Source organism: Burkholderia sp. Se-20373 (assembly GCF_017104705.1).
In the GTDB taxonomy this organism is placed as follows: domain Bacteria; phylum Pseudomonadota; class Gammaproteobacteria; order Burkholderiales; family Burkholderiaceae; genus Burkholderia.
The window spans coordinates 23,726-45,174 of the sequence record NZ_JAAGPH010000009.1; the positions used below are offsets into that span (position 1 = coordinate 23,726).

A 21,449-nucleotide genomic window follows, 5' to 3' on the forward strand; every position below is an offset into this window, starting at 1 on the left:
GGTCCGACATGGAAGCGACCCAGGTGACCTTCGGCGACGGTGTCGTCGACTACGCGGTCGAGGATGGCATCGCGACGATCACGATGAACCGCCCCGAGTATCACAACGCGCAGAACTCGAAGATGACGTATGCGCTCGACGCGGCGTTCCGGCGCGCCGCGCACGACGACGCGGTGAAGGCGATCGTGCTCGAGGGCGCCGGCAAGCATTTCTCGGCGGGCCACGACATCGGCACGCCGGGCCGCGACATCCACGAGTCGTTCGACCGCGCGTCGCTGTGGTACGACCACGTCGACAAGGAAGGCGGCGAATTCCTCTATGCGCGCGAACAGGAGGTGTACCTCGGGATGTGCCGGCGCTGGCGCGACCTGCCGAAGCCGACGATCGCGATGGTGCAGGGCGCGTGCATCGCCGGCGGGCTGATGCTCGCGTGGGTGTGCGACCTGATCGTCGCGTCCGAGGATGCGTTCTTCGCCGATCCGGTCGTGCGGATGGGGATTCCGGGCGTCGAGTATTTCGCGCATGCGTACGAGCTGAACCCGCGCATCGCGAAGGAATTCCTGTTCCTCGGCGAGCGGATGCCGGCCGAGCGTGCGTACCAGATGGGGATGGTCAATCGCGTGGTGCCGCGCGAGCGGCTGCGCGACGCGACCTACGCGATCGCCGCGAAGATCGCGACGATGCCGCGCCTCGGGCTCACGCTGACCAAGCAGGCGCTGAACCACGTCGAGGAGCTGCAGGGCAAGCGCGCGGCGATGGACGCGGCGTTCGCGTGGCATCACTTCGCGCATGCGCACAACGAACTGGTGAGCGGCGATCGCCTCGGCGGCTACGACGCGCGCAGCATGGCCAGCTCGCAGCGCCAGCCGAACGGCGCGGAGGCGCAGGCAGCGGGCAATGGCGCGGCCGTGTCCGTCAATGGCGCTTCGCCAGCCGCGCCTGCGCTGGACGCGCTCAAACCGGCCGCCGTGAATGGAGCTGCCGCATGAGCGCGACGCATCAACGCACACTGCATACGCCGCTCTGCGACCTGCTCGGCTGCCGCTACCCGATCGTGCAGACCGCGATGGGCTGGGTGGCCGATGCCCGGCTCGTCGCGGCCACCGGCAACGCGGGCGGCTTCGGCTTCCTGGCCGGCGCGACGCTCGAACCCGAGCAGGTCGAGGCCGAGATCCTGAAAGTGAAGTCGCTGACGGACCAGCCGTTCGGCATCAACTTCCACATGTTCCAGAAGAACGCGCAGCAGGTCGTCGAGCTGGCGATCAAGCACCGGCTGCGCGCGGTGAGCTACGGCCGCGGGCCCGATGCGAAGACGATCCGCCGCTTCAAGGAGGCCGGCATCGTCTGCATGCCGACCGTCGGCGCGCCGAAGCATGCGGCGAAGGCCGTTGACCTCGGTGCGGACATCGTGACCGTGCAGGGCGCGGAAGGCGGCGGTCACACGGGGTCGGTGCCGACCACGCTGCTGCTGCCGAAGGTGCTCGACGCGGTGCGCGTGCCGGTGGTCGCGGCCGGCGGGTTCTTCGACGGGCGCGGGCTGGCTGCCGCGCTCGCGTACGGTGCGGCCGGCATCGCGATGGGCACGCGCTTCCTGATGAGCGCCGAATCGCCGGTGCCGCGCGAGACGCTCGAGCGCTACGTCGCGGTCGGCGACCCGGCGCGCATCCGCGTATCGGACGCGCTCGACGGGCTGCCGCAACGCATGATCGACAACCCGTATCTGCTGAAGCTCGAACGCTTCGGCCCGCTGCGCCGCACGTGGTTTGCACTGAAGACCGCCGAAGCGTGGCGGCGCCAGAACGGGCTGAGCACGGGCGACATGCTCGGCCTTGCGCTCAAGGCGCTGCGCTCGAACGACTACACGGCCAGCCAGACGCTGATGGCCGCGAACGCGCCGTTCCTGATCCAGCGCGCGATCGTCGAGGGCCGCCCGGATGAAGGCGTGCTGCCGAGCGGCCAGGCTGCCGCGATGATCGGCGCGATCGAATCGTGCGACGCGTTGATCGCACGGATCGTCGCGGAAGCCGGCGAGCGGCTCGACGCACTGGCCGCGCTGCGCGGCGCGCCGGCCGCACAGGCCGCGTGAACACAATCACAGGGAGGCAGAGGAGATGACAGCATCCAACCAACCGGCCGGCGCGACGCCGTTCCGGATCGATCGTGCCGACGGCATCGCCGAACTGGTGATCGCCCATCCGCCCGTGAACGCGCTCGACGCGCAGGGCTGGCATGCGCTTTCCCGCGCGCTCGATGCGCTGGGCGCGGACGACGACGTGCGCGTGATCGTCGTGCGCGGCGAAGGCCGCGGTTTCTGCGCGGGCGTCGACATCAAGGAACTGGCCGCGCATCCGGAGCGGATCGTCGCGGTCAACGCGGGCAACTACGAGACGTTCCGCGCGGTGCACCGCAACCCGAAGCCGGTGATCGCGGCCGTGCACGGCTTCGTGCTCGGCGGCGGGATCGGCATCTGCGGCGCGGCGGACATCGTCATCGCGGCCGATTGCGCGCGCTTCGGCGTACCCGAGATCGACCGCGGCGCGATGGGCGGCGGCGCGCACCTGCAGCGGCTGTTCGGCGTGCAGAAGGTGCGCGCGATGTACTTCACCGGCGACCTGATCGACGCGGCGGAAGCGTACCGGCTCGGCGCGGTCGAGCAGGTCGTGACGCGCGACACGCTGCGCGACGCGGCGCTCGCGATCGCCCGCAAGATCGCGGAGAAGAGCCCGGCGATGGTGCGGCTCGCGAAAGAGGCGCTGAACGGCGTCGAGGATGGCGATCTCGAGGACAAGTACCGCTGGGAGCAGGGCTTCACGCTGCAGGCGTACATGACGAACGATTCGACGGAAGCGCGCGCCGCGTTCGTCGAGAAGCGCGACGCGCGGTTCGACGCGCAGGCAACCGCCGAGGAGGCACGCGCATGAACCTGACCTATACGCCGCAGCAACAGGCGTTCCGTGCGGAGATCCGCGAATGGCTCGCCGCGCACGTACCGCGTGAGCGGCTGCCGAGCTTCGACACCGAGGCAGGCTTCGCCGCGCACCGTGAATGGGAGCGCACGCTGCACTCGGGCCGCTGGAGCATGGTCACGTGGCCGCGCGAGCTGGGTGGGCGCGGCTGCGACCTGATCGAGTGGCTGATCTTCGAGGAAGAGTACTGGCGTGCCGACGCACCGATGCGCGTGAACCAGAACGGCATCTTCCTGCTCGGCCCGACGCTGATGGATTTCGGCACGGCGGAGCAGAAGGCGCGCTTCCTGCCCGCGATGGCGGCCGGCGAGCACGTGTGGGCGCAGGGCTGGTCGGAGCCGAACGCGGGCTCCGACATGGCCGCGATCCGGACGACGGCCGCCCGCATCGGCGACGAATACGTGCTGAACGGCCAGAAGATCTGGTCGACGCGCGCGGTGTGGGCCGACTGGCTGTTCGGCCTGTTCCGCAGCGATCCCGAATCGTCGCGTCACCACGGGCTCACGTTCCTGATGGTGCCGCTGTCCGCGCCGGGCATCACGGTGCGGCCGATCCGCCAGCTCAACGGGCAGACGGGTTTCGCGGAAATCTTCTTCGACGACGTGCGCGTGCCGGTCGAGAACCGGCTCGCGGCCGAAGGCGCGGGCTGGCAGGTCGCGATGGCGACGGCCGGCTTCGAGCGCGGGCTGATGCTGCGTTCGCCGGCACGGTTCCAGCGCACCGCGCAGGCGCTGCGCGACCTGTATCTCGCCCACCGCGACAGCGCCGACCGCGATCCGACGCTGCGCGAACGCGTGGTGCAGGCGTGGATGGATGCGCAGGCGTACGCGCTGTCGACCTACGCGACCGCGAGCCGGCTGCTGAAGGGCGGTCATATCGGCGCGGAGTCGAGCACCAACAAGGTGTTCTGGTCGGAGCTCGATTTGCGCATGCACCAGATCGCGCTCGACATCCTCGGTGCGCACGGCGAGGTCGTCCCGCAGACGGCTGCGCAGCACGCGACGCTCGGCCACTGGCTCGACGGTTTCCTGTTCGCGCAGGCCGGCACGATCTACGCGGGCACCAACGAGATCCAGCGCAACATCGTCGCCGAACGGATGCTCGGCATGCCGCGCGCGTAAGCGCGCCGGCGCCACCCTTACAGAACGGACATCGTATGGATTTCGTATTCGATGAAGACCAGGAAGCGCTCGCGGACAGCGTGAAGCGCCTGCTGATGACCGAGATGACGCCCGAGCTGATCCGCGAGCTCTGGGCCACGCCGACCGGGCGTTCGGACGACCTGTGGGCGCTGTTCGCGTCGCAGGGGCTGACCGCCGTGTCGGTGCCCGACGCGCACGGCGGCCTCGGCCTGACCGAAGCGGAATGGGCGCTGCTCGCGCAGACCTACGGCTATTTCGGCAGCCCCGAGCCGCTGCTCGACACGGCGCTCGTGTCGGCCGGCGTGCTCGCGCGGCTGCCGGCGAGCGACTGGCGCGACGCGCTGCTGCGCGACATCGCCGAAGGGCGGGCGCGCGTCGCGCTCGTGCATCCGGTGAATCCGTATGCGGCCGACGTGCATGTCGCGCAGACGCTGCTGTGCGAGCACCGCGGCGAGCTGCACCGCGTCGACCCGGCGCAGTGCGCATGGCGTGCGGTCGACAGTGTCGACCCGTCGCGACGGCTGTTCACGCTCGACTGGGAACCGTCGGCGGCCACCCGCATCGCGAGCGCCGACGCGGCCGCGCCGCTGCTGAACCGCGCGCTCGACCACGGCGCGTTCGCGGTCGCCGCACAGCTGCTCGGCCTCACGCAGCGCGTGCTCGACGTCGCGATCGACTACAGCGCGCAGCGCAAGCAGTTCGGCAAGGCGATCGGTTCGTACCAGGCGCTCAAGCATCTGCTCGCCGATGTCGCGATCCGCTACGAGTTCGCGCGGCCGGTGGTCGCACGCGCCGCGCAGGCGATCGCCGACGATCACCCGCAGCGCGCGGTGTTCGTGTCGCACGCGAAGCTCGCGGCGACGTCGGCCGCGCAACTGGCCGCACGCCACTCGATGCAGGTGCACGGCGCGATCGGCTACACGTGGGAGCTCGACCTGCAGATCTTCATGAAACGCATCTGGGCGCTGTCCGGCAGCTGGGGCGACAGCGCATTCCACAAGGCCCGCGTGGCCGACGCGATCCTCGGCGACGCGTTGCCGATCGGCCCCGCGCAGACCTTCGACCTCGAGGAATTGAACTGATGAAACAAGCCTATATCGTCGACGCGCTGCGCACGCCGACCGGCCGCCGCAAGGGCGGGCTCGCGCACGTGCATGCGGCGGATCTCGGCGGCTTCGTGCTGAAGACGCTGGTCGAGCGCAACGCGATTCCCGCCGACGAATACGACGACGTGGTGTTCGGCTGCGTCGACACGATCGGCCCGCTCGCGGGCAACATCGCGCGCACCTGCTGGCTCGCGGCCGGGCTGCCGCTGCAGGTGCCGGGCGTGACGGTCGACCGCCAGTGCGGCTCGTCGCAGCAGGCCGTGCATTTCGCCGCGCAGGCCGTGATGAGCGGCGTGCAGGACGTCGTGGTGGCCGGCGGCGTGCAGACGATGACGCAGATCCCGATCTCGTCCGCGATGACCTGCGCGGCGCCGCTCGGTTTCAACGACCCGTTCTCGGGCAGCACCGGCTGGCGCGCGCGCTTCGGCGATGCGCCGGTGTCGCAGTTCGTCGCCGCGCAGCGGATCGCCGATCACTGGAACCTGTCGCGCGACGCGATGGAGCGTTATGCGCTCGAAAGCCATCGCCGTGCGGTTGCGGCCATCGAGGCCGGGCATTTCAAGCGGGAAATCGTGCCGCTCGAAGGCGTGCTGCACGACGAGACGCCACGCCCCGACACGTCGCTCGAAAAGATGGCGACACTCGAACCGCTGACGCCGGGCGGCTCGCTGACGGCCGCCGTCGCGAGCCAGACCTGCGATGCGGCCGCCGCGCTGCTGATCGTGTCGGAGGAGGCGTTGAAGCGCTACGGCCTCACGCCGCGCGCACGCATCCATCACCTGAGCGTGCTCGGCGACGATCCGCTGTGGATGCTCACCGCGCCGATTCCCGCGACGAAGGCGGCGCTGAAGAAGAGCGGCCTCGACTGGTCGCAGATCGACGTCGTCGAGATGAACGAGGCATTCGCGTCGGTCGCGCAGGCCTGGCTCGCGGACACGCGCTTCCCGCACGAAAAGACCAACCCGAACGGCGGCGGGATCGCGCTCGGCCATCCGCTCGGCGCGACCGGCGCACGGCTGATGACGACGCTGCTGCACGAACTGGAGCGTACGGGCGGCCGCTACGGGCTGCAGACGATGTGCGAAGGCGGCGGCCTCGCGAACGTCACGATCATCGAGCGCCTGTGAGCGCGCCATCTTTCACGATCCACGAGGCATGAGCATGGGAATCTGTAACGGACGCACCGTCATCATCACCGGCGCGGGTGGCGGGCTCGGGCGCGAATACGCGCGGGCGTTCGCGGCCGAAGGCGCGGCGGTCGTCGTCAACGACATCCGGCACGACGCCGCACAGGCGGTCGTCGACGAAATCGCACAACGCGGCGGCCGCGCGCTCGCGAATGCGGACGACATCACGCAGGTCGACACCGCGCAGCGGATCGTCGACGCGGCGCGCGAAGCGTTCGGCGACGTGCACGTGCTCGTCAACAACGCGGGCATCTGCCGCGACAAGATGTTCACGAGCATGACCGAAACCGACTGGGACGACGTGATGCGCGTGCACCTCCGCGGCCACTTCTGCCTGTCGAGCGTGCTGGCGCGTGTGTGGCGCGACGCGGCGAAGGCCGGCAACCCGGTCGATGCGCGGATCGTCAACACGAGTTCGGGCGCCGGGCTGCAAGGCTCGATCGGCCAGTCGAACTACGGCGCGGCAAAGGCGGGCATCGCTGCACTCACGCTGATGCAGGCGGCCGAGCTGCAGCGCTACGGCGTGCGCGTGAATGCGCTCGCGCCGGCCGCGCGCACGTCGATGACCGAAGGCGTATTCGCCGACATGATGAAGAAGCCCGAGGACGGCGGCTTCGACTATTTCGATCCGGCCAACGTCGCGCCGCTGGTCGTGTGGCTCGGCAGCGCGCTGTCGGCCGACGTGACGGGCCAGGTGTTCGAGGTCGCGGGCGGGATGATCGCGGTCGCGGAAGGCTGGCGCACCGGCCCGAGCGTCGATCGCGGCGCGCGCTGGGCGGCGGCAGAGGTTGGTCCGGCGATTGCACGGCTGCTTGCCGATGCGCGTCCGGCGCAGCGCGTGTACGGGAGCTGAGAAATGGATCTGGCGCTCACCGACGAACAGGCGATGATCCGCGACGCAGCGGCCGACGTGCTCGCCGAACGCAGCGCGTCCGCCGACGTGCGCCGCGCGCTCGCGCAGTCGGCCGGCCGTGACGATGTGTTGTGGGCCGCGCTGTCCGCCGAACTCGGCTGGAATGCGCTTGCATTGCCCGAGACGGCCGGCGGGCTGGGGCTCGGCGCGGTCGAGCAGACGGTGCTGATGGAGCAGCTCGGCCGGCGCATTGCGTGCGTGCCGTATTTTTCGACGGCGTGCCTGGCGGCGACCGCGCTCGCGGGCTGTGCCGAGACGCCGCTGGCGAAAGACTGGCTTGCAAGGATCGCAGAAGGCGCGTGCAGCGCGACGCTGGCGCTGCCGTTCGACCTGCCGACCGTTTTGCGGTCGTTGCCGGTCGTCGCGGAAGAAACGGCGGGCGGCTACGCGGTGTCCGGCACGCTCGAACAGGTGCTCGACGGCGCGCATGCCGACCTGCTGCTGGTGCCCGCGCGGATCGCGAACGAAGGGCAGTCGATCGGCCTGTTCGCAATCGACGTCGCGACGGCATCCGGGCTCAAAGTCACGCCGCTCGACACGCTCGATGCAACACGGCCGATCGCACGCGTGGTGTTCGACGAAGCGCGCGTGAGCCGCGACGCGCTGCTTGCTGGCGGCACTGCGGCGGCACAGTTGCTGGAGCGCACCGCCTGGTTCGCGGCACTTGCGCTGGCCGCCGAACAGCTCGGCGGCGCCCAGCAATGCCTCGACCTGACGCTCGACTACACGAGCCAGCGCGTGCAGTTCGGCCGTGCGATCGCATCGTTCCAGGCCGTCAAGCACCGCTGCGCACAGATGATGGTGCTGATCGAATCGGCGCGCTCGGCCGTGCTCGGCGCCGCGCATGCGTGGGACGCGGAAGCCGGCAGCGCGCAGCCGAGCGACGCATTGCGTGCCGAAATCGCCGCCGCGAAATCCGCCGCGAACGACGCGTATGCGTTCTGCGCGCAGGAAGCGATCCAGCTGCACGGCGGCGTCGGCTTTACGTGGGAATACGACCCGCATCTCTATTTCAAGCGCGCACAGGCGTCGGGTGCGCAGTTCGGCAGCACGCCGCAACTGCTCGAATGGATCGCGTCCCACGCGATCGACGGCGGCGCATCGCCTCGCGACGAAGCGTTCGCCGCCGCCGCGGTGGCCCTTCGTCCGTCGGCCGCACGCGCAGGAGCCCTGCAATGAACAGCGAAACGCGCGAACAGCAATTGCGGCACGAAGTGGCCGACTGGGTGCAGTCGCACCTGACCGGCAACTTCGCTTGCCTGAAATACCGCGGCGGCCCCGGCGACGAGGAAGCGTGGCCCGAACTGCGCAAGGCGTGGGAACAGGAACTGGCGAAGGGCGGCTGGACCGGCCTCGGCTGGCCGACCGAGGCCGGCGGGCGCGGGTTCTCGGTCGCCGAGCAGGTGATCTTCCACGAGGAATACGCGCGGGCGGGCGGTCCCGGCCGGATGGGCCATATCGGCGAAGGGCTGCTCGGGCCGACGCTCGTTGCGTGCGGCACCGACGACCAGCGCGCGCGCTTCCTGCCCGGCATTCTCGCTGGCACGCAGTTCTGGTGCCAGGGGTATTCGGAGCCCGGCGCGGGTTCCGACCTCGCCAACGTGCGCACGCGCGCCGAACAGGATGCGGACGGTACGTGGCGCGTCCATGGCCAGAAGGTCTGGACGTCACTCGCGCACGATTCCGACTGGATCTTCGTGCTCGCGCGCACCGACCCCGCGTCCAAAGGCAACAAAGGGCTGTCGTTCCTGCTGATGCCGCTCGACCAGCCGGGCATCGAGATCCGGCCGATCAAGCAGCTCAACGGCGGCGCGGAATTCAACGAAGTATTTTTCGACGGCGCAAGAGCGGAAGCGCGCGACCTCGTCGGCGCACCCGGCGACGGCTGGCGGATCGCGATGACGCTGCTCGGCTTCGAGCGCGGGATGTCGACGCTCGGCCAGCAGATGCAGTTCGTCCGCGAACTCGAATGGGTGATCGACGCCGCGCGAGAATCCGGCGCGGACCGTGACCCCGTGCTGCGCCAGCGGATCGGCCGCGCGTGGGCCGGGCTGCGTGTGATGCGCTACAACGCGCTGCGGATGTTGTCCGGCGCGGACGACACGGAAGCCGGCGCCGGCGCGCCGCTGCGTCGCGAGGCGCTGATCTACAAGTATTTCTGGTCGAACTGGCACCGCGACCTCGGCCAGCTGGCGATGGATGCCCTCGGCCCGCGCGCGAACGTGATCGACCCGGCCGACGAAAAGCTCACCCATCTGCAGCGCGTGTTCCTGTTCTCCCGTGCGGACACGATCTACGCGGGCACCAACGAAATTCAGCTCAACATCATGGCCGAGCGCGGGCTCGGCATGCCCAGGGAAGCCAGAGGAACAGCATGACCGAATCCCAGATCCAGAAAGCGCCGGCCTACGTGCCGGGCCACCAGCTGCTCGCCGGCAAATCGGTGCTGATCACGGCGGCCGCCGGCGCCGGCATCGGCTTCGCGGCCGCGCGCCGCTGCGCGGAAGAAGGCTGCCGCGCGCTGTTCATCTCCGACATCCACGAAAAGCGCCTCGAACAGGCGGTCGAGACATTGCGCGCCGAAACGGGGCTGCAACAGGTCTACGGCCGCCTGTGCAACGTCGCGGTCGAGGCCGACGTGCAGGCGCTCGTCGCGCAAGCTCAGGACAAGCTCGAAGGCGTCGACGTGCTGATCAACAACGCGGGGCTCGGCGGTTCGACCCGCATCGTCGATATGGACGATGCCGAATGGTCGCGCGTGATCGACATTAGCCTGACCGGGACGTTCCGGATGACGCGCGCGATGCTGCCGCACATGCAGGCCCGTGGCCGCGGCGCGATCGTCAACAACGCATCGGTGCTCGGCTGGCGCGCGCAGGCGGAACAGGCGCACTACGCGGCCGCGAAAGCGGGCGTGATGGCGCTCACGCGCTGCGCGGCGCTCGAGGCGTCGCCATACGGCGTGCGCATCAACGCGGTCGCGCCGAGCATCGCGATGCACGATTTTCTGAAGAAGTCGGCCCCGGCCGACCTGCTGAATCAACTGGCGTCGCGCGAGGCCTTCGGGCGCGCCGCCGAAGTCTGGGAGGTCGCGAACGTGATGGTGTTCCTTGCAAGCGATTACGCGTCGTACATGACGGGCGAAGTGCTGTCGGTCAGCAGCCAGCACGCATGATGAGCACGACCCTCGACCCCGTGCGCACGACGCCCCGCGTGTTCGCCCATCCCGGCGAACTCGCGGCGGCCGTCGGCGACACGCTCGGCGCGAGCGCATGGCTCGCGATCGACCAGTTCCGCATCGACGGCTTCGCCGATGCGACGGGCGACCACCAGTGGGTGCACGTCGACCCGGTGCGCGCGAAGGACGGCCCGTTCGGCGCGTGCATCGCGCATGGGTACCTGACGTTGTCGCTCGTCAACTATTTCCTGCCGCAGATCGTGCGGATCGACGGCGCGCGGCTCGGCGTCAACTACGGTTGCGACAGGATCCGCTTCCCGGCGCCGGTGAAGGTCGGCGCGCGCGTGCGCGGCGTCGGCGAGCTGCTGCGCGTCGAGCCGCTCGACGGCGGCGTGCAGGCCTGGATTCGCGTGACCGTCGAGATCGAAGGCGAAGCGAAGCCCGGCTGCGTGGCCGACACGATCAGCCGTTACTACTTCTAGATTCAGAGAGCAGAGACATGGAAGACGCAGTCATCGTTTCCGTCGCACGCACGCCGATCGGCAAGGCGTTTCGCGGCATGTTCAACGACACCGAGGCGCCCGCGCTGGGCGGCCACGTCGTGCGCACCGCACTCGAACGCGCGGGTGTCGCGCCGGCCGACGTCGACGACGTGCTGATCGGCTGCGCCGCGCAGCAGGGCACGCAGGGCTACAACATCGGCCGCCTGTCGGCCGCGGCGGCCGGGCTGCCGGCGTCGGTACCGGGCATGGCGATCGACCGCATGTGCTCGTCGGGCCTGATGTCGATCGCGAGCGCCGCGCGCGGCATCGGCGCGGGCGATGCGCGGATCGTCGTCGCGGGCGGCGTCGAGTCGATCTCGCTTACGCAGAACAAGCACAAGAACGCGTATCGCGCACGTTCGCAGGCCGTGCTCGACCACCAGCCGGCCGCGTACATGGCGATGATGGAAACGGCCGAGATCGTGTCGCGCCGCTACGGGATCTCGCGCGCCGCGCAGGATGCGTTCGCGCTGCAGAGCCACCAGCGCACCGCTGAAGCCCAGGCGGCCGGCCGCTTCGACGCGGAAATCGTGCCGCTCGACGTGCGGCGCACGCTGTTCGACAAGGAAGGCAACCCGGCCGGCTACGAGGACGTGCACGCCGCGCGCGACGAAGGCGTGCGCGCCGACACGACGGCCGAGCGGCTCGCGGGGCTGAAGCCGTCGTGGAGCGGCGGCAAGGTCGTCGAGCAGGGCGAATTCGTGACGGCCGGCAATGCGTCGCAACTGTCGGACGGCGCGGCGGCCGTGGTCGTGATGTCCCGCAGCGAGGCGGTACGCCGTGGCCTGACGCCGCTCGGCGCATTCCGCGGCCTCGCGGTGGCCGGCTGCGAGCCGGACGAGATGGGCATCGGCCCGGTGTTCGCGATTCCGAAGCTGCTGGCGCGCTTCGGGATGACCGTCGGCGACATCGGGCTGTGGGAGCTGAACGAGGCATTCGCGTGCCAGGCGCTGTACTGCCGCGACACGCTCGGCATTCCCGATGACCGTTTGAACGTCGATGGCGGCGCGATCGCGCTCGGCCATCCGTTCGGGATGTCGGGTACGCGGATGACGATGCACGCGCTGCTCGAAGGCGCGCGGCGCGGCGTGCGGCACGCGGTCGTGACGATGTGCATCGGCGGCGGGATGGGTGCCGCCGCGCTGTTCGAAGTCGGCGCGTAGCGGCACGCGGACGGGCCGCGCCGCACGCGCGGCCCGCCATTCAGGACCATTCGAGGCCGCGGCAACGACCGACGGCCCGGAGACATGCAGGCGACGGCGGTGGGCGCGATGGCGCGAACCGTCGTCGCACGCAGACACAGGAGACAAGCGATGAAACGAACTTTGCCCGGACTCGCGATGTCGGCGCTGGTGCTCGGCGCCGCGTTGTTCGCGTTTTCGCCGCGCCCGCTGCCGGCGTTCCCGGTCACCGCGATCCACGCGGACCGGCTGCAGATCAACGGGCTCGCCCGGGCTGGCGCGCGCATCGTCGCGGTCGGCGAGCGCGGCGTGATCCTGCTGAGCGACGATGCGGGCGCCCACTGGCGGCCGGCCTCGACCGCACCCGACCCGGCATCGACGCTCACGCAGGTGCGCTTCATCACGCCGACGCTCGGCATCGCGGTCGGCCACGACGGCCGGATCGTGCGCAGCGACGACGCCGGCCTGCACTGGCGCGACGTGCATATGGATCACGCGCATGCCGATCCGCTGCTGTCCGTCTGGGGCACGGCCGACGGCCCGCTGTTCGCGGCCGGCAGCTTCGGCCAGCTGCTGCGCTCGGACGATGCGGGCGTCACGTGGCAGACCGTGAACACCCCGGCCGGCGACCGTCACCTGAACGCGATCGTCGGCGACGGCCACGGCAACCTGCTGGTCGCGGGCGAGAGCGGCACGCTGCTGCGCTCGACCGACAACGGCGCGACGTGGGACAAGCTGCCGTCGCCGTACGCGGGCTCGCTGTTCGGCGCGCTGATGCTCGCGAACGGCGACTGGGTCGCATACGGGATGCGCGGCAACGTGGTGCGCAGCACCGATCGCGGCGCGACCTGGACGCACGTCGACAGCCACGTGCCGGTGTCGTACTTCGGCGCGACCCAGCTCGCCGACGGCGAACTCGTGCTGGTGGGCCAGGGCGGCGCGATCGTCGCGTCGCGCGACGGCGGGCTGACCTTCGACGTGCGCAAGCTCGGCGGCGTGCAGAGCCTCGCGGCGGTGCTCGACATGGGCCACGGCGCGCTGCTGCTCGGCGGCGAGGCCGGCGTCGCGCCGCTCGCCGGCGCGGTTGCGTCAACGCCGTCCTGACGCGCGGCCGTCCCGCTGCCTGCTCCCGTTCGTTTCGCATCGACAAGAGAATTCCATGAACGACCTGTCACGCCCCCCTGAAGCCGTTCCCGCGTCGCGCCTCGCCGCGTTCGTCGAGCGCTGCGCCGACACGATCATCCGCCGGCGCAAGCTGCTGATGCTGCTGTGCGTCGCGGTGACGCTCGCGCTCGGGCTGTCCGCGACGCGCCTGAAGCTCGATCCGGGCTTCAACAAGATGATCCCGATGCAGCACCCGTACATGCAGGTGTTCGAGCGTTATGCGGGCGCGTTCCCCGGTGCGAACACGATCCTCGTGAGCCTGCGCTGGAAGGGCGATGGCGACATCTACAACCAGACGTTCATGGACGCACTGCGCCACGCGACCGACGACGTCTTCTTCATCCCGGGCGTGAACCGCTCGCGCGTGTTCTCGCTGTTCACGCCGAACGTCCACTACACCGAGGTGACCGAGGCGGGCTTTCGTGGCGACGTGGTCGTGCCGGGCCAGTTCTCGAGCGCGAACCCGGACGATCTCGCGAAGGTGCGCCGCAACGTCGCCCGTTCCGGGCAGATCGGCCGCCTCGTCGGCAACGACCTGAAGTCGGCGCTGATCCGCGCGGAACTGCGCGAGACCGACCCGGCCACCGGCAAGCGGCTCGACTACAGCGCGGTCGCGCGCCAGCTCGAGGAGATCCGCGCGAAGTACGCGAAGCAGGGCATCGACGTGAACATCATCGGCTTCGCGAAGCTGGTGGGCGACGTCGAGAACGGCATCGCGGGCGTGATGGCGTTCTTCGCGCTCGCGTTCCTCGTGACGGCCGCGCTGCTGTTCGCCTATACGCGCTCATTGAAGACCACCGTGCTGGCGCTCGTCGTCGCGCTGCTGCCGGTCGTGTGGCTGCTCGGCGCGCTGCCGCTGCTCGGCCTCGGCATCGATCCGATGTCGATCCTCGTGCCGTTCCTGATCTTCTCGATCGGCGTGTCGCACGCGGTGCAGATGACCAACGCGTGGAAGCAGGCGCTGGTGCGCGGCGCGTCGTCGGCCGATGCCGCGCGCGACGCGTTCCGCAAGCTGTTCGTGCCGGGCACGGTCGCGCTGCTGACCAACGCGCTCGGCTTCATGGTGATCATGCGGATCAGGATCGACATCGTGCGCGAGCTCGGCATCACCGCGTGCCTCGGCGTGCTGCTGATGATCGTGACGAACAAGGTGTTCCTGCCGATCCTGCTGTCGTACACGCGCCTCGAGCGCGGCACGCTGGCGCGTGCGCAGCGCACGGCGGCGGCCGGCGGCAGCCGGATGTGGTCGCGCTTCGCGGTATTTGCCCGGCCGGCGCCGGCGCTCGGCGTGTTCGCGGTGGCGCTCGCGCTGCTCGCGTACGGCACGCTCGAATCGCGCAAGCTGGAGATCGGCGACATCGGCACCGGCGCGCCGGAGCTGCGCGCGAACTCGCGCTACAACCTCGACAACGCGGCGATCACGCACCAGTACAACATCGGCGTGGACGTGCTGTCTGTGATCGTCGAGACGACCGGCTTCGACGACGCGTGCCTGCATTACCCGGTGATGAGCGCGATCGAGAAGTTCGAGATGAACATGCGCGGCGTGGCCGGCGTGCAATCGGTGACGAGCGTGTCGTCGCAGGGCAAGGTGTTCATCGCCGCGTTCAACGAGGGCAACCCGCGCTGGGCCGCGCTGCCGCGCTCCAGCGACGGGCTCACGCAGGGTGCCAACGCGTTCGACCCCGACAACGGGATGAACACCGCGAACTGCAAGGCGATCCAGGTGCTGATCTACACGAAGAACCACGAAGGCACGACCATCGCGCACATCGTCGACGAGATCAGGCGCTTCGCGGCCGAAAACCCGACGCCGAACGTCGCGTTCCGGCTCGCGGGCGGCAACGTCGGCGTGATGGCCGCGACCAACGAGGCCGTCGGCGACGCGGAGATCGCGATGCTGCTGTCGATCTTCGGCGCGATCGCGCTGCTGTGCGCGGTCACGTTCCGCTCGTGGCGCGCGGTGCTGTGCATCATCGTGCCGCTCACGCTCGTGTCGATCCTGTGCAATGCGGTGATGGCGCGCCTCGGCATCGGGCTGAAGGTCGCGACGCTGCCGGTGATCACGCTCGGCGTGGGCGTGGGCGTCGACTACGGGATCTACCTGTACGAGCGCCTGCAGCACGACATCCGCCACGGCGCGACGCTGCCCGACGCGTTCGCCGACGCAATGCGCCAGCGCGGCACCGCGGCGCTGTTCACGGCGGTCACGATGTTCATCGGCGTCGGCACGTGGGCGTTCTCCGCGCTGAAGTTCCAGGTCGACATGGGCGTGCTGCTCGCGTTCATGTTCCTCGTGAACCTGTTCGGCGCGGTGTTCCTGCTGCCCGCGCTCGCCGCGTGGCTCGGCGTCGAGCGTGCCGAGCGCCGCGCGCTGCACAGGCAGCAGCCGTCGCCGGCGGCCCCGGCGCCGCTGAAGCCGTCGCCCGCGCTCGAACCCGGCAACCCGATGCGCTGACCGGCACCCCCCATTTCCCCCGCGCGCGGCCGGCCGCCGCGCGTTCTCCACAACAGGAGTCAACCCACATGTCCGCACGCCCCTACAAGATCGAAGCCCAGCCGCTCGCGCAGCGCTATGCGCGCGGCTGGCATTGCCTCGGGCTCGCCAGCGATTTCAAGGACGGCAAGCCGCACACGCTGAACGCCTTCGGCCGCAAGCTTGCCGCATTCGCCGATTCGACCGGCAAGGTCAACGTCGTCGACGCGTATTGCCCGCACATGGGCGCCGACCTGAGCCTCGGCACGGTGCAGGGCGACAACCTCGTGTGCCCGTTCCACGGCTGGGCATGGAGCGGCGAAGGGCAGTGCGCATCGATCCCGTACTGCAAGCGGATCCCGCCGAAGGCGCGCATCGGCGCATGGCCGACCTGCGAGGAAAACAACCTGCTGTTCGTGTGGAACGACCCGGAAGGCAACGCGCCGCCGCCGGAAGTCGCGATTCCGCGGCTCGACGTGTGCTTTTCCGACGAATGGTCGGACTGGGTCGTCGACACGATGGTGATCCAGGCCAACTGCCGCGAACTGGTCGACAACATCTCGGATGTCGCGCACTTCGCGACCGTGCACCACGCGCCGATCGACTATTTCGCGAACCTGTTCGAGGATCACAAGGCGACGCAACTGATGGTCGGCCGCAGCGAGAAACTCGGCGGTGACGCCCTGACCGCGCTGTCGACGTATTTCGGGCCGGCCGTGCACATCACGCAGATGACGGGGCAGAGCGGCGGGCAGCCGATCCATTCGGTGCTGCTGAACTGCCACGTGCCGATCGACATGAACAGCTTCGAGCTGCGTTACGGCGTGATCGTGAAGAAGGTGGCCGGGCTGACCGACGCGCAGAACATGGAGATCGCGAACGCGTACGTGAAGGAAGCGCAGCGCGCGTTCTACGAGGACGTCGACATCTGGCACAGCAAGACGCGGATCGACAACCCGCTGCTGTGCGAAGGCGACGGGCCGCTGTACCAGATGCGCGACTGGTATTCGCAGTTCTACCTGGACGTGGCGGACGTGCGGCCGACGAGCGTCGCGCGTAAGGCATTCGAAATGCGGATTCGCGAAGGCGCCGCGCCGCCGGCCCTGCATCACGTGTTCGAGCCGCAGTAAAAACCGGCGGGCCGGCCGAAAAAGGGGGCGCATCGAAAACCGTCCCGTCGGCCGGCAACACCCGCTGCATAAGGCGCTCGCGGCGGGCATGCTTGTGCGTCGCATCAAAAAGACTTGACTAAACGGCCGCTCCCGCGTAGTGTCCATGACCGAAGTGTTCAAGAAGTTCGATTGCTCATCATTGGCCGCACTCCGTGCGGCGGTCGTTGGTCTCTCCCTCTTTTGATTCTTTCTGTGCCCGTCACGGGCGCATGTTCAATCATTCGTCATTTGTATTAAGGAAGTAATTGTGGATACCGGTACCGTCAAGTGGTTCAACGAAACCAAGGGCTTTGGTTTCATCTCCCCTGACAACGGCGGCGACGATCTGTTCGCCCATTTCTCCGAAATTCGCGGCACGGGCTTCAAGACCCTGGCCGAAGGCCAGAAGGTCAGCTTCGAAGTGAAGCGCGGCCCGAAGGGTCTGCAAGCGTCGAACATCACGCCGCAGTAAGTCGCATCGGCAACGGCCGCCCCGCGGTGGCCGCTGCCGGATGGATTGGCGCGCAGGGCGCCGCTTTGGCGGCAGCCGGCGCGTTTCCGATGCGCACGACCGATGCATCGCGACATCCACGATGCATCGGTCGTGACGCCTCCCTCATCGCATGCGCGACCCGCGTGCGACGCAACGCCTTCGTGAAGCGCCCGCCGTTTCGCGAGCGCATCACCGCTTCAACGCATCAACCCGAGCAGACCGCCGCCATGCCGTAGCAGGCGCGGTCCCGACTTGCGCGGCGCTTCATGCGCCGCCGCCACCGACCGCCTGAACGCCGCAACGCGCCGGGCTCCGATCGCAAGACAGGCCCTGGGCCCGTCTGAACGAACCGATCCCCGGCAGCCTGCCGGCCGCCGTCCCGTTGTGGGGCACGGCGCCGGGCAGATCGCCGCGGCCGCGGTCAATTACCTTGTCTGGAGGAATTGGTTTGGCAAAAGAAGAACTGCTGGAACTGGACGGAATCGTCGACGAAGTGCTGCCGGACAGCAAATACCGTGTCACGCTGGAAAACGGCGTCGTGGTCGGCGCGTACGCGTCGGGCCGCATGCGCAAGAACCACATCCGCATTCTCGCGGGCGATCGCGTGACGCTGGAACTGTCGGTCTACGACCTCACCAAGGGTCGCATCAACTTCCGTCACAAGGACGCGAATTCGCCGCGTCCGCCGCGCACCGGCCAACCGCGCCGTTAAGCGGCAACGATCGGCGCGGGCATGCCGCACCGCCTCGCCGATCGAATCCCGTCCGGCCGACGAAGCCGGACGAACCGGGTGGACGACACATCGCGTGCCGTCCGCCGGTCGCCGTCGGCATCGCCATGCCGCGGCGGCCAATACCGCCTTCACCGGCCGCCGCGCGTGCGCAACGCTCAGGCGGCCGCGTCCCGCAGGAAATCCTCGACGATCATCGCGAAATACGGCGGACATTCCTGCATCGGGTAATGCCCGCAATTCGGTATCGTCACGAGCCGCGCGTTCGGATGCCACGCGAGGAACGTCGCCTGCATCGCCGCTGCGTCGAGCCCCGGATCCTTGTCGCCGACGATCACCCCGTCACGAATCGCACGAGCCGGCCAAACGCATCGTCGTTGACGGTCGTACTTGCAAGAAGGCGCGCGAGTCGTCACAACACGGTTCGTGTGCGGCTTTACGTGCGGGCCGGCGCGGTCGTACACTCGTCGGCAATTCGCGGCCCGCGCCACCGCTTTCAAACCCTTCAGCAGCTTTCAGCGGGCCAACGACCGTGCCAGCAGGACTTTCGTCGCGCGACGCCAGGAGGCGCCATGAGTGCAGACGCAGCCCCCGCATCCCCGTCGGTTCAGGACCGCATCCAGCACGTGTTCGTGCTGATGCTCGAGAACCGTTCCTTCGATCACCTGTTCGCGTTGTCGGGCTATCCCGACATCGTCGCCGCGTCGCCGGGCAACAGCAACGCGTATGGTGATGCGGTCTATCCGTTCGGCGGCGGCGCGCCCGAGCGGATGCCGACCGATCCGTGCCACGAATTCACCGACGTGCTCGAGCAGCTGTGCGGCGCGGGCGCGCGGTTCGTGAAAGGGCAGCCGTATCCGCCGGTCGTCAACACCGGGTTCGTGTCGAACTACGCGACCTCGCATTCCGAAGGCACGCCGCCGCAGCCGGCCGACGCGGGCAAGATCATGCAGGGCGTCGATATCGCGACGCAGGCGCCGTCGCTGCACGCGCTCGCGAACGCGTTCGTGCTGTGCGACGCGTGGCATGCGTCGATGCCGGGGCCGACCTGGCCGAACCGCTTTTTCCTGCACGGCGCGTCGTCGGCCGGGCTCGACCATTCGCCGACCAAGGAAGAAATGGCCGGATGGGACGCGTTCAACGGCTTTCCGTATCCGAAGGGGTCGATCTTCGCCGCGCTCGGCGACGACAACTGGCGCATCTACCAGGACCAGACCGGCAATCCGCTCGGCCACGTGCCGCAGGTCGCGTCGCTGAAGGGCATCAGCTTCTTCGACATCGACGACCTCGCGCATTTCGAGGCCGATCTCGCGGCCGGCTATACGGCGCGCTACACGTTCATCGAGCCCGGTTACGGCGACATCGTGCACGGCACCTATCAGAACGGCAGCTCGCAACACCCGATGGACGGCCTGGCCGGTGGCGACCAGCTCGCCGCGCGCGTGTACAACGCGATCCGCCATTCGCCGGTGTGGAACAGCAGCCTGCTCGTGATCTGCTACGACGAGCACGGCGGCTTCTACGATTCGGTCAGGCCGGGCGCCGCGCCGCCGCCGAACGACGGCGCGGCGGCGACGTTGAACGCGAGCGGCTTCGGGTTCGACGTGTATGGCGTGCGGGTGCCGGCGATCGTGATTTCGCCGTGGGTCGCGGCCGGGCAGGTCGACCATACGCCGTACGATCATGCCTCGGTCGCCGCGACGCTCGAGCGGCTGTTCGGCCTCGCGCCGCTGACGGACCGCGACCGCCTCGCGAACGACCTGCTGGCGCTGGTCTCCACGACGTGCCGCACCGACTGCCCGCAAAGGATCGGATCATGAGTACGACACCGACGTTCGACCCGCGCGATGCATTGCCCGTGCGCGACGGCACGAGCCTGATCGCGTTTCTGCACATCCTGAAGAAAGCGCATGCGGCGCTGGTCGGCCATGACAAGGCCCATCAGCGCTTCAGCGAGATCGTGACGCGCGGGCAGGCGCGGCAATACATCGAGGAACTGATGCCGTCGCTGCTGCAGGCGCGTGAAGCGCATCGGCACAAGCGGCACGGCGGGAAGCATCGCTGAAGTCGGCGGGCGATGCGTGATCGAGGTGGCTCGATCCGCGCATCCGAAATGAAAACGGGGCTTGCGCCCCGCTTCCCGCCGCTTCCCGCCGCTTCCGGGTGAATGCCGGCCGCGTTCTCGCTCAGGCCGCCACCTCCCGCGCCCGCACCATCGTCAGTGCCGCGTCCTCGATCATGTCCTCCTGCCCGCCGACGAGCCGTTGCCGGCCCAGTTCGACGAGGATGTCGCGCGCGGGAATCCCGTACTTCGCTTCCGCGCGCTTCGCGAACAGCAGGAACGACGAGTAGACGCCCGCATAGCCGAGCGTCAGCGCATCGCGGTCGAGGCGGATCGGCGCGTCCATGATCGGCACGACGAGATCCTCGGCGACGTCCGAGATCGCGAACACGTCGACGCCCGTCTCGATCCCCATCCGGTCGCACACCGCGACGAACACTTCCATCGGCGTGTTGCCCGCACCGGCGCCGAGGCCGGCCGCGGCCGCATCGATCCGGTTCGCGCCGGCGGCCACCGCCGCGACCGAGTTCGCGACGCCCATCGCGAGGTTGTGGTGGCCGTGGAAGCCGAGCTCCGTCTCCGGCTTCAGCGCGTCGCGCACCTGGCTGATCCGCGCGGTCACGTCATCCGGCAGCATGTGGCCGGCCGAATCGGTGATGTAGATGCAGTTCGCGCCATACGATTCCATCAGCTTCGCCTGCACGACGAGCTGCGCCGGCGACGACATGTGCGCCATCATCAAAAAGCCGACCGTATCGAGCCCGAGCGTGCGCGCGAGGCCGATGTGCTGCTCCGACACGTCCGCCTCGGTGCAGTGCGTCGCGACGCGGATCGTGCCGACGCCGAGTGCGTGCGCCATGCGCAGATGCTCGACGGTGCCGATCCCCGGCAGCAGCAGTGCCGACACCTTCGCCTGCTTCAGCTCCGGAATCACGGCGCTGAGGTACGCCTCATCGGTGTGCGCGGGGAACCCGTAGTTGACCGATGCGCCGCCGAGCCCGTCGCCGTGCGTGACCTCGATCAGCGGCACGCCGGCCGCGTCGAGCCCGCGCGCGATGTTGCGCATCTGGTCGAGCGTGATCTGGTGGCGCTTCGGGTGCATCCCGTCGCGCAGCGACATGTCGTGGACGGTGATCTTCTTGCCTGCAAGTGACATCG

The 21,449-nt window shown here is 69.1% G+C and carries 21 protein-coding genes; 19 read left to right on the forward strand and 2 right to left on the reverse strand.

Features of this window, described 5'->3' with window-relative positions; all coding sequences use genetic code 11:
• Positions 1-8: 8 nt before the first annotated feature.
• From G3N96_RS05320 to infA, 17 genes are all read left to right on the forward strand, one after another.
• On the forward strand, positions 9-989 hold the full coding sequence (locus G3N96_RS05320; RefSeq protein ID WP_206136535.1) for an enoyl-CoA hydratase: 981 nt from the start codon (positions 9-11) through the stop codon (positions 987-989).
• Entirely contained in the window at positions 986-2,086 is a 1,101-nt protein-coding gene (locus G3N96_RS05325) for a nitronate monooxygenase (RefSeq protein ID WP_206136536.1), read from the forward strand. The genes G3N96_RS05320 and G3N96_RS05325 overlap by 4 nt, the downstream gene beginning before the upstream one ends.
• 25 nt (positions 2,087-2,111) lie before the next feature.
• Positions 2,112-2,921: an enoyl-CoA hydratase family protein gene (locus G3N96_RS05330; protein ID WP_206136537.1), complete on the forward strand. Its 810-nt coding sequence runs from the start codon at positions 2,112-2,114 to the stop codon at positions 2,919-2,921.
• Entirely contained in the window at positions 2,918-4,087 is a 1,170-nt protein-coding gene (locus G3N96_RS05335; protein ID WP_206136538.1) for an acyl-CoA dehydrogenase family protein, read from the forward strand. Before G3N96_RS05330 ends, G3N96_RS05335 begins: the two co-directional genes overlap by 4 nt.
• Positions 4,088-4,122: 35 nt before the next feature.
• Positions 4,123-5,190 (forward strand): acyl-CoA dehydrogenase, encoded by a 1,068-nt coding sequence (locus tag G3N96_RS05340; protein WP_206136539.1) that lies wholly within the window; start codon positions 4,123-4,125, stop codon positions 5,188-5,190.
• Complete coding sequence (locus G3N96_RS05345) at positions 5,190-6,341, forward strand: acetyl-CoA C-acetyltransferase (RefSeq protein ID WP_206136540.1); 1,152 nt, start codon at positions 5,190-5,192, stop codon at positions 6,339-6,341. Before G3N96_RS05340 ends, G3N96_RS05345 begins: the two co-directional genes overlap by 1 nt.
• Before the next feature lie 34 nt (positions 6,342-6,375).
• Positions 6,376-7,254 (forward strand): SDR family oxidoreductase, encoded by an 879-nt coding sequence (locus G3N96_RS05350; protein ID WP_206136541.1) that lies wholly within the window; start codon positions 6,376-6,378, stop codon positions 7,252-7,254.
• A 3-nt stretch (positions 7,255-7,257) separates the two neighbouring features.
• Entirely contained in the window at positions 7,258-8,493 is a 1,236-nt protein-coding gene (locus G3N96_RS05355) for an acyl-CoA dehydrogenase family protein (RefSeq protein WP_206136542.1), read from the forward strand.
• Positions 8,490-9,692, forward strand: coding sequence for an acyl-CoA dehydrogenase family protein (locus tag G3N96_RS05360; RefSeq protein ID WP_206136543.1), 1,203 nt, complete (start codon positions 8,490-8,492; stop codon positions 9,690-9,692). Before G3N96_RS05355 ends, G3N96_RS05360 begins: the two co-directional genes overlap by 4 nt.
• Positions 9,689-10,489 (forward strand): SDR family oxidoreductase, encoded by an 801-nt coding sequence (locus G3N96_RS05365; protein ID WP_206136544.1) that lies wholly within the window; start codon positions 9,689-9,691, stop codon positions 10,487-10,489. Before G3N96_RS05360 ends, G3N96_RS05365 begins: the two co-directional genes overlap by 4 nt.
• Complete coding sequence (locus G3N96_RS05370) at positions 10,489-10,974, forward strand: MaoC family dehydratase (protein ID WP_206136599.1); 486 nt, start codon at positions 10,489-10,491, stop codon at positions 10,972-10,974. Before G3N96_RS05365 ends, G3N96_RS05370 begins: the two co-directional genes overlap by 1 nt.
• A 17-nt stretch (positions 10,975-10,991) precedes the next feature.
• Entirely contained in the window at positions 10,992-12,197 is a 1,206-nt protein-coding gene (locus G3N96_RS05375) for an acetyl-CoA C-acyltransferase (protein ID WP_206136545.1), read from the forward strand.
• A gap of 150 nt (positions 12,198-12,347) precedes the next feature.
• Entirely contained in the window at positions 12,348-13,319 is a 972-nt protein-coding gene (locus tag G3N96_RS05380; protein WP_206136546.1) for a sialidase, read from the forward strand.
• Between the two features lie 55 nt (positions 13,320-13,374).
• On the forward strand, positions 13,375-15,837 hold the full coding sequence (locus G3N96_RS05385; RefSeq protein WP_206136547.1) for an MMPL family transporter: 2,463 nt from the start codon (positions 13,375-13,377) through the stop codon (positions 15,835-15,837).
• Positions 15,838-15,905: 68 nt separating this feature from the next.
• The gene (locus G3N96_RS05390; RefSeq protein WP_206136548.1) at positions 15,906-16,985 is read left to right on the forward strand and encodes a Rieske 2Fe-2S domain-containing protein; all 1,080 of its coding nucleotides are present in this window, start codon (positions 15,906-15,908) and stop codon (positions 16,983-16,985) included.
• A 289-nt stretch (positions 16,986-17,274) separates the two neighbouring features.
• A complete protein-coding gene (locus G3N96_RS05395) occupies positions 17,275-17,478 on the forward strand; it encodes a cold-shock protein (RefSeq protein WP_006483056.1) in 204 nt (67 codons plus the stop codon).
• A 469-nt stretch (positions 17,479-17,947) separates the two neighbouring features.
• Positions 17,948-18,211: a translation initiation factor IF-1 gene (infA, locus tag G3N96_RS05400; protein WP_011355053.1), complete on the forward strand. Its 264-nt coding sequence runs from the start codon at positions 17,948-17,950 to the stop codon at positions 18,209-18,211.
• Positions 18,212-18,387: 176 nt separating this feature from the next.
• On the opposite strand, the gene G3N96_RS05405 is transcribed toward infA, so the two are convergent.
• A complete protein-coding gene (locus G3N96_RS05405) occupies positions 18,388-18,567 on the reverse strand; it encodes an alpha/beta hydrolase (RefSeq protein ID WP_241022494.1) in 180 nt (59 codons plus the stop codon).
• A 234-nt stretch (positions 18,568-18,801) separates the two neighbouring features.
• On the opposite strand from G3N96_RS05405, the gene G3N96_RS05410 reads away from it, so the two are divergent.
• Both G3N96_RS05410 and G3N96_RS05415 read left to right on the forward strand, forming a co-directional pair.
• Positions 18,802-20,049, forward strand: a complete 1,248-nt coding sequence (locus G3N96_RS05410; RefSeq protein ID WP_206136549.1) for an alkaline phosphatase family protein — start codon at positions 18,802-18,804, stop codon at positions 20,047-20,049.
• A complete protein-coding gene (locus G3N96_RS05415; RefSeq protein ID WP_206136550.1) occupies positions 20,046-20,294 on the forward strand; it encodes a hypothetical protein in 249 nt (82 codons plus the stop codon). The genes G3N96_RS05410 and G3N96_RS05415 overlap by 4 nt, the downstream gene beginning before the upstream one ends.
• Positions 20,295-20,415: 121 nt before the next feature.
• On the opposite strand, the gene dmpG is transcribed toward G3N96_RS05415, so the two are convergent.
• Positions 20,416-21,447: a 4-hydroxy-2-oxovalerate aldolase gene (gene dmpG / locus G3N96_RS05420; RefSeq protein WP_206136551.1), complete on the reverse strand. Its 1,032-nt coding sequence runs from the start codon at positions 21,445-21,447 to the stop codon at positions 20,416-20,418.
• Positions 21,448-21,449 lie beyond the last annotated feature (2 nt).